A 12,076-nucleotide genomic window follows, 5' to 3' on the forward strand; every position below is an offset into this window, starting at 1 on the left:
CGTCCTAGGACGTCGGCAGCTGCTTGCCGTAGTCCAGCGTGTCGTCCTTCGCCGGCTCCGTGAGCGCGAAGTCCTTGTTCCAGTCCGAGAAGCTGAGCGTGCCCGCGCTGCCCGCCCGCACCAGGCGCAGCGGGTACGGCGTGCCCTCCAGGGAGACGTCCAGCGAGCCGCCGGAGCCCTCGTCGCCGGTGATCCGGATGGTGCGCACGCCGGCCTGCTCGTGGCGTCCGTCCGTCTCCACCGTGCCGTGCAGGGACAGCAGATCGCCGAGGAGGACGTCCTTGTCCGCGAAGCCGCTGAACTTCTTGTACACGGGGTCGCTCTGCGGCACCTTGACGTACTTGTCGGCCAGCTTCTCGGCGGCCCCGGTGTCACCGCCGCCGCTCCAGAACCCGGCGTCCGCCTTGAGGAAGAGCTGCTCGCCGACGCGCAGCAGCCCGAACGTCGTCCCGTCGGCGGCGACCGACCCGGTCCCTCCGTCGGGCTTCAGACGCATGTCGAGGGTGTACGTGTCCCCACCGGCGGCGACGCTCCCGTGCAGGCGTACCGCCCGGGCGGACTCGGCGGCCGTGCGGGTCTTGGCGTGGATCTTGTCGGCCGGGAGTCTGCCGACGCCGTTGGTGCCCGCGTCCGGGTCCTCACTGCCGCATCCCGTCAGCCCCGCTCCCGTCACCGCCAGGGCGCACACCGCGCCCATCATCGCGACCCTGCGGATTCGGCGCCGGGGAGTCACAGACACAGGTAGGGCTGCCTTTCTGACAAGGACTGACAAGGACTGACAGGGACTGGCAAAGGGCGGGCGAGGACGGGCAAGGGGTCTGGCAGGGGCCGGCAAGGAGCTGAGAGGGGTCCGAGCGGCGTACGGCAGCGTACCGGGGCCGTGAACGGCGGGCGGAGCCAGTCCGTCCGGACCGGCCGCCAGAGCGGAGCGGTTCGGGACGGGCTAGCCTGAAGCCCGTCCGAGCGGGCAATTCGGGAAAGAGACACCGTACGAAACAGTTCTCACGCAGTCTGACGCACGCTTACGAAAAGGAGCCGCGGCCATGGCAGCGGGCGCCCCCCGGATCTTCGTCTCCCATCTCTCCGGCATCGCCGTCTTCGACCCGACCGGCGACCAGGTGGGACGCGTGCGCGATCTGGTCGTCATGCTCCGCGTGGCCCGCAAACCCCCGCGGGTGCTCGGCCTCGTCGTCGAACTCACCACCCGCCGCCGCATCTTCCTGCCCATGACCCGGGTCACCGGCATCGAGTCCGGCCAGGTCATCACCACCGGCGTGCTCAACGTCCGGCGCTTCGAGCAGCGGCCCACCGAGCGCCTCGTCTTCGGCGAGCTGCTCGACCGGCGGGTCACCCTCACCGAGACCGGCGAGGAGGTCACCGTCCTGGACCTGTCGGTGCAGCAGCTGCCCGCCCGCCGGGACTGGGAGATCGACAAGGTCTTCGTCCGCAAGGGGAAGAAGGGCGGCGCCTTCCGGCGCAACAAGGGCGAGACACTGACCGTCGAGTGGTCCGGCGTCACCGGCTTCTCCGTGGAGGAGCAGGGGCAGGGCGCCGAGAACCTCCTCGCCACGTTCGAGCAGCTGCGCCCGGCCGACCTCGCCAACGTCCTGCACCACCTGTCCGCCAAGCGCCGCGCCGAGGTCGCCGCCGCCCTCGACGACGACCGCCTGGCCGACGTACTGGAAGAGCTGCCGGAGGACGACCAGATCGAGATCCTCGGCAAGCTCAAGGAGGAGCGCGCCGCGGACGTCCTGGAGGCGATGGACCCGGACGACGCGGCCGACCTGCTCGGTGAGCTGCCCGAGGCGGACAAGGAGCGGCTGCTGAGTCTGATGCAGCCCGACGACGCGGCCGACATGCGGCGCCTGATGGCGTACGAGGAGCACACGGCGGGCGGTCTGATGACGACCGAGCCGATCGTGCTGCGGCCGGACGCGACCGTCGCGGACGCGCTGGCCCGCATCCGCAACCCCGACCTGTCCCCGGCGCACGCCGCCCAGGTCTACGTCTGCCGGCCGCCCGAGGAGACCCCGACCGGCAAGTACCTGGGCACGGTCCACTTCCAGCGCCTGCTGCGCGACCCCCCGTACACCCTGGTCGGCTCGATCATCGACGACGGACTGCAACCCCTGGATCCCGACGCCGCGCTGCCCGTGGTCGCCGGGTTCTTCGCCGCGTACGACATGGTCGCGGCGCCCGTCGTCGACGATTCCGGAGCTCTGCTGGGCGCGGTCACCGTGGACGACGTACTGGACCACATGCTGCCCGACGACTGGCGGGAGACCGAGTACCACCTCGAGGAGACGACGGGGGAGGTGGGCGCCGATGGTGCCTGAGCGTGAGACCGCGCCCCGTGAGCGGGCCGCGTCGGGCGCCACGGCGGCTTCCCGCACCCGGGCCCGGCTGGACCAGCCCCGCCCACCGCGGCGCCGGCTGCTGCCCGAGTGGGACCCGGAGTCCTTCGGCCGGCTGTCGGAGCGCGTCGCGCGCTTCCTGGGCACCGGTCGGTTCATCGTCTGGATGACCGTCGTCATCATCCTGTGGGTGGTGTGGAACGTGTCCGCGCCGAGCAGCCTGCGCTTCGACGAGTACCCGTTCATCTTCCTGACGCTGATGCTGTCGCTGCAGGCCTCCTACGCGGCCCCGCTGATCCTGCTCGCGCAGAACCGGCAGGACGACCGGGACCGGGTCAACCTGGAGCAGGACCGCAAGCAGAACGAGCGGTCGATCGCCGACACCGAGTACCTGACCCGGGAGATCGCCGCCCTGCGCATCGGGCTCGGCGAGGTCGCGACCCGGGACTGGATCCGCTCCGAACTGCAGGACGTGATCAAGGACCTGGAGGAGCGGCACGACGGCCACCACCCCGACCGCGGCGTATTCCCGGCAGACCGGTCCGCGGGGCGTGACGTACACGACCGGTGACGGGGCTTTCCGTGCCCCGTGGGCGGCGCCGTACCATCGACCCTATGGCTACGGAAGACGCGGTGCGCGAAGCACTGGCGACGGTGAACGACCCCGAGATCAACCGGCCCATCACCGAGCTGGGGATGGTCAAGTCGGTGGAGATCGGCGCGGACGGAGCGGTCGCGGTCGCCGTGTACCTGACGGTCTCCGGCTGTCCCATGCGGGACACCATCACGCAGCGTGTGACGGACGCGGTGTCGCGGGTCGAGGGTGTCACACGCGTCGACGTCGAGCTCGACGTGATGAGCGACGAGCAGCGCAAGGAGCTGGCCACCGCCCTGCGCGGCGGCCAGACCGAGCGCGAGGTGCCCTTCGCCAAGCCCGGCAGCCTGACCCGGGTGTACGCGGTCGCCTCCGGCAAGGGCGGCGTCGGCAAGTCGTCGGTGACGGTGAACCTGGCGGCGTCGATGGCGGCGGACGGCCTGAAGGTCGGTGTCGTCGACGCCGACATCTACGGCCACTCCGTGCCGCGCATGCTGGGCGCCGACGGACGTCCCACCCAGGTCGAGAACATGATCATGCCGCCCTCGGCCAACGGCGTGAAGGTCATCTCCATCGGCATGTTCACCCCGGGCAACGCGCCGGTCGTCTGGCGCGGCCCGATGCTGCACCGCGCGCTCCAGCAGTTCCTGGCGGACGTGTACTGGGGCGACCTGGACGTCCTGCTCCTCGACCTGCCGCCCGGCACCGGTGACATCGCCATCTCGGTGGCGCAGCTCGTGCCGAACGCCGAGATCCTGGTCGTGACGACCCCTCAGCAGGCCGCCGCCGAAGTGGCGGAGCGGGCGGGCGCGATCGCCGTGCAGACCCACCAGAAGATCGTCGGCGTGGTCGAGAACATGTCGGGGCTGCCCTGCCCGCACTGCGGCGAGATGGTCGACGTGTTCGGCACCGGGGGCGGCCAGGCGGTCGCCGACGGCCTGACCCGCACCACGGGCGCGTCCGTCCCGGTCCTCGGCTCCATCCCGATCGACGTCCGCCTGCGCGAGGGCGGCGACGAGGGCAAGCCCGTCGTCCTGTCCGACCCGGACTCCCCGGCGGGCGCGGCCCTGCGGTCGATCGCGGGGAAGCTGGGCGGGCGCCAGCGTGGCCTTTCGGGGCTGTCGCTGGGGATCACGCCGAAGAACAAATTCTGACGCTTCGCGAGGGAACTCCGCAAGGGAACAGGGGCGCTGTCCGCCGGGACGGCGCCCCTCGTCGCGCACCCGCCGTACGCCGTACACCCGTCGTACGCCGTGCACCCGTCGAACGCCGTGCACCCGCCCGCCGGCTAGACGTACGCGGTGATGTCCTTGACCACGGAGAAGGCCAGCCCGTACGCGCTCATGCCCCTGCCGTACGCCCCCACGTGCACGCCCTGCTCGGTGGAACCGGCGAGCACCCAGCCGAACTCGGACTCCCGGTAGTGGAAGGACGTCGGCACGCCGTCCACGGGGAGCGACAGCGTCGACCAGTCGTCACCGTCGAGATCGTCCGCGAGGACCCACGCGGTCTCCGTCTGCTGCTCCAGCCAGTCGTCGCGCAGCGAGTGGTCCATCTGGCCCGGCCAGGTGAAGGACAGCAGACCCACGCCGGCGAGCCAGGCGGCCGAGGACACCGAGGTGGCCTCCAGCAGACCGGTGCCGTCGGCGCTGTGCCGGTCGGGGTTGGCCGCGACGGTCACCACGACCGCGAACTTCTCCTTGGCGTCCCGCTCGTCGCCCGCCCGGTGCTCGTTGCGCACCGACGGTTCGTCGCCGTGCCCGATCGAGCCGTGCTCCACGGCCCCGTCGGCCGCCGTGCCGACCTGCATCAGCCAGCGCCGCCCCGTGAAGGCCTCGTCGAGGCCGTACCAAGGGAAGGGCGCGCGCAGGTAGCCGTCGACCGTACGCCGGGCGGAGGGGACCTGTTGTCCGTCCTCCGCGGCCGGCGCCTGCGCGACTGCGCCACTCGTCGTCTCCATGTGCCCGGACGCCTCCTCGCTCTCGTCGGACCGGAACGGCCCGCCCCCCTTCGGGCGCACTCGTCCGGTCCGCACAACAACTCGGGAAGCATAGCCACACCACAGGCGGCAGTCGGGAAACCGCCCGGCGCGTGGGTCGCGCGGACGCCGCCTTCAGGCCCTGCACGCCCTGCCCGGAGTGTGAGACGTGTCACGTGCGGCGACGGAGCCGGCTTCCGTGGCATGCGGCGGTACGCGGGCCTGGCTCAGGTGGCACTCACGTGGCACTCGGGCGACACCCGGTCGGCACGCGGGTGACGCTCGGGGGGGGGAGGCTCAGGTGGCGTCCGCGTCGAACGGCGGGCGGTCGTCCCGGGCGGGCGTCTCGGGCTTCTTGGACATGTCGATCCGACCACCGGAGGAGCCGGAGGACGAGGAGCCGGACGACGAATCCGACTCGCGGCCGTGGACCGCGTCGGTGACCTCGGCCATCTCCTTCTTCAGGTCGAAGCCGTTGCGGATCTCCTTGAGCCCCAGTTCGTCGTTGTCCAGCTGCTTGCGGATGAACGTCTTGGGGTTCAGGTCCTCGAACTCGAAGTCCTTGAACTCGGGGCCCAGCTCCTGCCGGATGTCCTGCTTGGCGCTGTCCGAGAACTCCCGGATCTTCCGGATGGTGCGCGTCACATCCTGGATGACCTTGGGAAGCTTGTCCGGACCGAAGACGAGCACGGCGAGGACGACGAGCGTCACCAGCTCTAGTGCGCCTATGTCATTGAACACCTGAAGCTCCTTGGATGTCCGGGCCGCCACCACGGTACCCGCCGATCCCGTCCGACCGGTACCGTCCCGTGAGCCCCGAGTGCGTGTATGCGGGCGCTTTCCGAATTGTTTGCCTTCCTGGCCCCTTGTCGGGGCCTGGGCGGCCGTTCAGCCGTCGGACGAGCCGAGTACCAGTGAGACGTTCGTCTCCTTGCCGTCGCGCTCCAGCGTCAGCTCCAGGCGGTCGCCGGGGCGGTGGGCGCGGGTCTTGACGATGAGTTCCTCGCCGGAGTGCACGCGCTGGCCGTCGACGGCCGTGATCACGTCCCCCGGTTCGATACCGGCCTCGGCTCCGGGGCCGCCCGTGGTGACCGCGGGGCCGCCGTCGCTGCCCTCGGCGCCGACGCGGGCGCCGTCGCCGGTGTAGTTCATGTCGAGGGTGATGCCGATGACCGGGTGGGTGGCCCTGCCGGTGTTGATCAGCTCCTCGGCGACGCGCTTGCCCTGGTTGATGGGAATGGCGAAGCCGAGTCCTATGGAACCGGCCTGGCCGCCGTCCGGCTCGGCGTCGCCGCTGCCGGCGGACCTGATGGCGGAGTTGATGCCGATGACCCGGCCCTGGGCGTCCAGGAGGGGGCCACCGGAGTTGCCGGGGTTGATGGGCGCGTCGGTCTGCAGGGCGTCGACGTACGAGACGTCACTGCCGTCACCCTCCTCGCCGCCGGCCGTGATGGGCCGCTCCTTGGCGCTGATGATGCCGGAGGTGACCGTGCCCGCCAGGTCGAAGGGGGCACCGATGGCGACGACGGGGTCGCCGACCCTCACGTTGTCGGAGTTGCCGAGGGGCATGGGGGTGAGGCCGCTGACGCCCTTCACCTTCACCACGGCGAGGTCGTACCCGCCGTCGCGGCCGACGACCGTGGCCTCGGCGGTGTCGCCGCTGTTGAAGGTCACGGTTATCTCGCCGCCGGACCCGGCGGGCTCCACGACGTGGTTGTTGGTCAGGATGTGTCCGCGGTCGTCGAGGACGAAGCCGGTGCCGGTGCCCGCGGCGTCGCCGCCGCTCACGTGCAGGGTCACGACGCCCGGCAGCGCCCGGTCGGCGATGCCGGCGACGCTGTCCGGCGCCCGCTCCACCGCCTCCTTCCCGGCCTGCGGCAGCTCCACGGTGCCCACGCCGCCGTTGCGCTCCAGGTACGCGCCCATGGCGCCGCCCACGCCGCCGGACACCAGGGCGATCAGCAGCGCCCCGCCGGCCAACGCCTTCCTGGCCCGCCTGCGCCGCTGCTCCCTCGTCGGCGCGACCGTACCGCTGTGCTGAAGCGGCGCGGCGGCGGCCGGGGCGGCCCAGGGGTCGTAGCGCCCCCAGGGGTCGGCGCCCGGGCTGTCGCCGCCCGTGCCGGGGGGCGTCGACGCCGACCCGGCAGGCACCGGCGTCACCGGCAGAGCGGGAGGCGCGGCATCCGCCAACGCCGGGTCGGGGACCGCGCCCGCAGGCGCGGACAGCGACGGTGCCGCCGGCACGCCGGATGCGGGAGGCGCCCCCGTCGCGACCGTGCCGTGCGCAGGCGTGCCGTGCGCGACCGTGCCGTGCGCGACGCTGCCGTGCGCGACGCTGCCGTGCGCGACGCTGCCGTGCGCGGGCGTCGCCGACGGGTGCTGCACCGGCGGAGCGGGGGCCCAGGGCCCCGGCTCGCCGTACGGAGGGGTGCTGTACGGGTCCGGGTCGTGCAGCGGCTTGCCGCGCTCGGCGACGGGTCCGGCGGACAGCGAGCCGTCGAGGTCATCGACGCCCGTGTGGGCGCCGGTGTCCGGGGTCTCGTTGTCGGCCGCGGACCCGGTCGCCGTTTCGGGCGCCGGGCGGTCCAGTTCGTAGTCGCCGTCGCTCTCGTCGGCCACGCGGTGTGCCGCCGGGCCTTCGAGCTCGTAGTCGCCGTCTCCCCCGTCGGCCGCGCGGAGTGCCACCGGGCGTTCGAGCTCGAAGTCGCCGCCGTCGGCCACGTCGTCACCGGTGCCGGTGGTGCGGGCCGTGCGAGGGCGTTCCAGTGCGAAGTCGCCGTCGGTCGCGCCGTCGGTCGCGTCCTCCGACGAGCGGGGCCGACTCCACCACTTCGCCTTCGTGGGCTTCCCCTCGTTCATGTTCTCCCCCGCAGCTGGCCGCAGATCGTCGGCTCCAAGGGCTCTGGTGCCACCCCGGATTCAATCAGGTTCGCGGACCGGCGCGCAGACGCCGGTCAGGGAACCGGACGGTGGGAGGTGGCGGGGGAAGCCGCCGGACGAGGGGTCGGGGCCGGATCGGGGACGGGTGCGGCGAGCAGGCCGGGCGGCCTGACCTCGGAGGCCGCGACGAGCGGTGGAACCGCTTCGAGCGGACGTATCAGCGGGGACATGGCGGCGGCACCGGCCGTCACCGGGGTGGTCAGCGCGCGCACGGCCTGCTGCCCCGGATCGGCGCCCAACGGGGCCGGCACTCCCGGCAGCAGCGGCGCGGACATGACCGTGGGAGCGACGGAGGTGTCGCCGAACGCCCGCTGACCCTGGCCGAGCAGCGGACCGCCCGCGCGACGGCGCTGACTGTCGGAGCTCGTGACCGCTCCCGCGCCCTGGGTGCGCGTCGGCGTCACGTTGCTGCCGCTGCCGGAGCCGCGAGCCTCCGTGGTGGTGTCCGGTGTGCCGACGGTGACCCCGCCCAGCGCGATCGCGGCCAGCGACACCGCGCCGGCGGCGGCGCACGCGAACCGCAGGCCGCGTGAGGAGGCCCGGTCCGACTCGTGCCGGCTCACGTCGTGGATCCGGAAGCCCCGCCCCGGTGAGGAGGGCGACGACAGCACGGGGAAGTGCCGGCGGGCGGGGACGTAGTCGAACTCGAACCGCTCGCCCCGCTTCGTCCCGAAGACCCCGTCGAGGCCGCCGGTGAACTGTCCGCCGCCCAGCGGCGATCCGCCGCCGTCCGCGTCACCTCCCCCGGGGAGGCCCTGGAGGCGGGCCAGGAAGCTCTCGGACGGCGTCGGCGGGGCCGCTTCTGCGAAGACGTTCTTCAGCCGGCGCTGCGCGTCGACCTCCGCCTTGCACTTCGGGCAGGTGGCCACGTGCGCCAGTACGCGCTCACGCGCGTCATGACCGAGCTCTCCGTCCACCAGGGCGGAGAGTCGGTCTCCCAGATGCTGCTCTGCGAGGTGTCCCTCGGATTCAGGCCGTGACCCACTCACGCGCTCGTGCCCCCTCCTCCCAGTGCGGGAACACGGGCCGCGAACGAGCGACGCTCGGCACGCGCCTTCGGAGATCGGTGTGCGAGCGCCTTGCGCAGCTGGGAGCGACCGCGGTGGATCCGGGAGCGGACGGTGCCGAGCTTGACGCCGAGCGTCGCGGCGATCTCCTCGTACGACAGTCCCTCGATGTCGCAGAGGACGACGGCGGCGCGGAACTCGGGCGCGAGGGTGTCGAGGGCCTGCTGGACGTCCGCGTCGAAGTGGGCGTCGTGGAAGACCTGCTGCGGGTTGGGCTCCTTGCTGGGCAGCCGCTCGGCCGCGTCGTCGCCGAGCGCGTCGAAGCGGATGCGCTGCTTGCGGCGGACCATGTCCAGGAAGAGGTTCGTGGTGATGCGGTGCAGCCAGCCCTCGAAGGTGCCCGGCGTGTACGTCGACAGCGACCGGAAGACGCGGACGAAGACCTCCTGGGTGAGGTCCTCGGCGTCGTGCTGGTTGCCGGTGAGGCGGTAGGCGAGGCGGTAGACCCGGCCGCTGTGGGTGCTGACGATCTCCTCCCAGGTGGGCGGAGTCCACGCCTGCCCGTCCGCGTCGCTGGTGAAGGTCGCGGTCTGGGTGCGTCCCGAGGTGGGACCTGCGTGGCTGTGGTCAGCAGCGGTGTCGTTCACGGATTTCGGCCTGCCTGCCGATCCGAGGAAGCGCCGCAGCACTCCTCCCCGATCCGCGGGTGCGGCCGCACCTCCCCTGTCGGCTCTGGTGGTGTCCAGTGGAGCCCCTACCATAGCCACCTCGCCCGTTAGCTCCGGATAAGCGGTTTTACGAGAATTTGATCTGAACCGGCACGGCTCGTGCGGCTGCGTCAGCACTTGCTCGGCGTCCTGGTCCATCCGCCGCCCCCCGTCGCAGTCCGGCCGCTCAGTCGTCTCTTTGGTCTCCCCTTCAAACGACTGGTCCCATCTGCGGGTTCCCGACGCCAACGGATACAGTCACGCCGAGGCAACGACGGGGACAGGAGAGGGTCATTACCGGCAACCGGCAGACGAGCTGGGCGTTCGCCGACGCCTATGTCGCCGAGGACGACGCGCTGCTCTGGGCACGCGACCGGGCCCGCGAGGCGGGCCTGCGCTCGGTGACCCCGGGCACGGGCTCCGCGCTGGGGTTGCTCGCCGCCGCCGTGGACGCCAAGGCGGTCGCGGAGATCGGCACCGGCTGCGGCGTCTCCGGGATCCACCTCCTGCAGGGCATGCGGCCGGACGGGGTGCTGACCACGGTCGACCCGGAGCCGGAACACCAGCAGTTCGCCCGCCAGGCCTTCCGCGCCGCGGGCTTCGCCAGCAACCGGGCCCGCTTCATTCCGGGACGGGCGCTGGACGTGCTGCCCCGGCTCGCGGACGCCGGTTACGACCTCGTCTTCTGTGACGGGGACCGCCTGGAGTACCTGGACTATCTCGCTGAATCGTTGCGTCTGCTGCGCCCCGGAGGTCTCGTCGCCTTCGAGGGTGTCTTCGGCGCCGGCCGGACGATCGACTCCGGACCGCAGCCCACCGAGGTGCTGCGGCTGCGGGAACTCCTGCGCGCGGTGCGGGAGAGCCAGGAGCTGGTGCCGTCACTGCTGCCGGTGGGCGACGGGCTGCTGTGCGCCGTCAAGCGGTGATCCACCGGCCCGGGGAGCGCACGGAGAACCCCGGGTCCCCTCCCGGTACCACGAAAACAATCGCCCCGGCACCATGGTCGGTACCGGGGCGACTGAACGGGTATGGTCGCTCGCGCGTCAGCCGACGACCTTCTTGAGGGCGTCGCCGAGCGCGTCGGCCTCATCGGGGGTCAGCTCGACGACGAGTCGACCGCCGCCTTCGAGCGGAACGCGCATGACGATGCCCCGCCCCTCCTTGGTCACCTCGAGCGGGCCATCGCCCGTCCGCGGCTTCATGGCCGCCATGCTCGTTCCCCTTCCTGATACCAGCTCACCGTCACCGCCGACGGCCCGTGAGGGCACGCGCAGTCCGGCATGGACGCGCGACACCGGCATCGAACACATTGCTTCCCAGCCATTATCCCGCATCCCAGGACCCGATGACCAACATCGGCCGGCATCGCTTGGGCAACGCACGCGAGCAAAACCACCCAATTCGGCGATGTGACTGCAATACTGCGCGCCCTTCCCACTTCCGCCGAATGGATACGGCCCGCGATTCTTTGACGCAGGTCACATCCGCGGAGCGATCCGCCACCGGTGATCTCCGTCATGCTGTCTTCCGGACGCGCCAGGACGCGCTGCCGCAGGGACCGGCCGGCGCCGGACCGGCCGACGCGGTGAAGGTGACCGACTGACGCACTCCACGACACACGCCACGACGCGGAGGGGATTCACATGGCCGACACCGTGCTCTACGAGGTGAGCGACGGGCTCGCGACGATCACGCTGAACCGCCCCGAGGCGATGAACGCGCTGAACATCGAGACCAAGGTCGCGCTCCGGGAGGCGGCACGCTCCGCGGCCGCGGACGACGCCGTACGGGCGGTGCTGCTGACCGCGGCCGGGGAGCGGGCGTTCTGCGTCGGCCAGGACCTCAAGGAGCACATCGGGCTGCTGGCCGCCGACCGGGAGACGGGCTCGGGCCGGACCATGAGCACGGTCCGCGAGCACTACAACCCGATCGTGCGGGCGCTCGCCGAGGCCGAGAAGCCGGTGGTGGCCGCCGTGAACGGCGTGGCGGCCGGGGCGGGCTTCGGGTTCGCGCTCGCGGCGGACTACCGGATCGTCGCGGACACCGCGGCCTTCAACACGTCCTTCGCGGGGGTCGCGCTCACCGCCGACTCGGGCGTCTCCTGGACGCTGCCGCGCGTCGTCGGCCCCGGACGCGCCGCCGACCTGCTGCTCTTCCCGCGCAGTATCGGCGCTCGGGAGGCGTACGAGCTGGGCATCGCCAACCGGGTGGTGCCCGCCGCCGACCTGCGTGCCGAGGCCGAGCAGACGGCGCGGGCGCTGGCCGAGGGACCGACGGTGGCGTACGCGGCGCTGAAGGAGGCGATGGCGTACGGGCTGACGCACTCGCTCTCCGAGACGCTGGAGAAGGAGGACGAGCTGCAGTCCCGGGCCGGCTCCTCGGAGGACCACGCGATCGCGGTGCGGGCGTTCGTCGGCAAGGAGAAGCCGCGCTACCTGGGCAAGTGAGCCGCTGATCGTCGGCCGCGGTGACCGTCCCGGAGGCCGCGGCCCGGC

Annotated in this window: 12 protein-coding genes; 5 read left to right on the forward strand and 7 right to left on the reverse strand. The window is 72.1% G+C overall.

The annotated features are described in order from the left end of the window. Window positions 1-4: 4 nt before the first annotated feature. Complete coding sequence (locus tag ACH4F2_RS29310; protein WP_398135763.1) at window positions 5-739, reverse strand: hypothetical protein; 735 nt, start codon at window positions 737-739, stop codon at window positions 5-7. 304 nt (window positions 740-1,043) lie between these two features. Here ACH4F2_RS29310 and ACH4F2_RS29315 point away from each other — a divergent pair, with 304 nt between their 5' ends. The 3 genes from ACH4F2_RS29315 to ACH4F2_RS29325 are packed head-to-tail and all read left to right on the forward strand — an operon-like array spanning window position 1,044 to window position 4,103. Next, window positions 1,044-2,336, forward strand: coding sequence for a magnesium transporter MgtE N-terminal domain-containing protein (locus tag ACH4F2_RS29315; protein ID WP_398135764.1), 1,293 nt, complete (start codon window positions 1,044-1,046; stop codon window positions 2,334-2,336). Then, entirely contained in the window at window positions 2,326-2,925 is a 600-nt protein-coding gene (locus ACH4F2_RS29320) for a DUF1003 domain-containing protein (protein ID WP_398135765.1), read from the forward strand. Before ACH4F2_RS29315 ends, ACH4F2_RS29320 begins: the two co-directional genes overlap by 11 nt. 44 nt (window positions 2,926-2,969) lie before the next feature. Next, a complete protein-coding gene (locus tag ACH4F2_RS29325) occupies window positions 2,970-4,103 on the forward strand; it encodes an Mrp/NBP35 family ATP-binding protein (protein ID WP_373902575.1) in 1,134 nt (377 codons plus the stop codon). A gap of 134 nt (window positions 4,104-4,237) precedes the next feature. Here the strand turns inward: ACH4F2_RS29325 and ACH4F2_RS29330 are convergent, their stop codons facing one another. From ACH4F2_RS29330 to sigE, 5 genes are all read right to left on the reverse strand, one after another. After that, window positions 4,238-4,909, reverse strand: a complete 672-nt coding sequence (locus ACH4F2_RS29330) for a hypothetical protein (protein ID WP_398135766.1) — start codon at window positions 4,907-4,909, stop codon at window positions 4,238-4,240. Between the two features lie 315 nt (window positions 4,910-5,224). After that, on the reverse strand, window positions 5,225-5,668 hold the full coding sequence (locus ACH4F2_RS29335; RefSeq protein ID WP_398135767.1) for a sec-independent translocase: 444 nt from the start codon (window positions 5,666-5,668) through the stop codon (window positions 5,225-5,227). A gap of 147 nt (window positions 5,669-5,815) precedes the next feature. Further along, window positions 5,816-7,786: a trypsin-like peptidase domain-containing protein gene (locus tag ACH4F2_RS29340; RefSeq protein ID WP_398135768.1), complete on the reverse strand. Its 1,971-nt coding sequence runs from the start codon at window positions 7,784-7,786 to the stop codon at window positions 5,816-5,818. Between the two features lie 95 nt (window positions 7,787-7,881). Then, window positions 7,882-8,856, reverse strand: coding sequence for a zf-HC2 domain-containing protein (locus tag ACH4F2_RS29345; protein WP_398135769.1), 975 nt, complete (start codon window positions 8,854-8,856; stop codon window positions 7,882-7,884). Continuing rightward, window positions 8,853-9,563, reverse strand: a complete 711-nt coding sequence (gene sigE, locus ACH4F2_RS29350) for an RNA polymerase sigma factor SigE (protein WP_398135770.1) — start codon at window positions 9,561-9,563, stop codon at window positions 8,853-8,855. The genes ACH4F2_RS29345 and sigE overlap by 4 nt, the downstream gene beginning before the upstream one ends. A gap of 245 nt (window positions 9,564-9,808) precedes the next feature. Between sigE and ACH4F2_RS29355 the strand changes: the two genes are divergently transcribed. Next, window positions 9,809-10,507, forward strand: coding sequence for an O-methyltransferase (locus tag ACH4F2_RS29355; protein ID WP_398135835.1), 699 nt, complete (start codon window positions 9,809-9,811; stop codon window positions 10,505-10,507). 117 nt (window positions 10,508-10,624) lie between these two features. On the opposite strand, the gene ACH4F2_RS29360 is transcribed toward ACH4F2_RS29355, so the two are convergent. Then, window positions 10,625-10,792 (reverse strand): DUF3117 domain-containing protein, encoded by a 168-nt coding sequence (locus ACH4F2_RS29360; protein WP_003966491.1) that lies wholly within the window; start codon window positions 10,790-10,792, stop codon window positions 10,625-10,627. Window positions 10,793-11,224: 432 nt separating this feature from the next. Here ACH4F2_RS29360 and ACH4F2_RS29365 point away from each other — a divergent pair, with 432 nt between their 5' ends. Further along, window positions 11,225-12,028 (forward strand): enoyl-CoA hydratase/isomerase family protein, encoded by an 804-nt coding sequence (locus ACH4F2_RS29365; protein ID WP_398135771.1) that lies wholly within the window; start codon window positions 11,225-11,227, stop codon window positions 12,026-12,028. The last annotated feature ends 48 nt before the right edge of the window (window positions 12,029-12,076 follow it).

The organism is Streptomyces sp. NPDC017890, assembly GCF_044328675.1.
Classification (GTDB): Bacteria; Actinomycetota; Actinomycetes; order Streptomycetales; family Streptomycetaceae; genus Streptomyces.

What these genes read in the sequence shown, in the direction of transcription:
- ACH4F2_RS29315 (WP_398135764.1), top strand. Translation starts at nt 1,044, where the DNA reads ATGGCAGCGGGCGCCCCCCGGATCTTCGTCTCCCATCTCTCCGGCATC.
- ACH4F2_RS29320 (WP_398135765.1), top strand. Translation starts at nt 2,326, where the DNA reads ATGGTGCCTGAGCGTGAGACCGCGCCCCGTGAGCGGGCCGCGTCGGGC.
- ACH4F2_RS29325 (WP_373902575.1), top strand. Translation starts at nt 2,970, where the DNA reads ATGGCTACGGAAGACGCGGTGCGCGAAGCACTGGCGACGGTGAACGAC.
- ACH4F2_RS29330 (WP_398135766.1), bottom strand. Translation starts at nt 4,909, where the DNA reads ATGGAGACGACGAGTGGCGCAGTCGCGCAGGCGCCGGCCGCGGAGGAC.
- ACH4F2_RS29340 (WP_398135768.1), bottom strand. Translation starts at nt 7,786, where the DNA reads ATGAACGAGGGGAAGCCCACGAAGGCGAAGTGGTGGAGTCGGCCCCGC.
- ACH4F2_RS29360 (WP_003966491.1), bottom strand. Translation starts at nt 10,792, where the DNA reads ATGGCGGCCATGAAGCCGCGGACGGGCGATGGCCCGCTCGAGGTGACC.
- ACH4F2_RS29365 (WP_398135771.1), top strand. Translation starts at nt 11,225, where the DNA reads ATGGCCGACACCGTGCTCTACGAGGTGAGCGACGGGCTCGCGACGATC.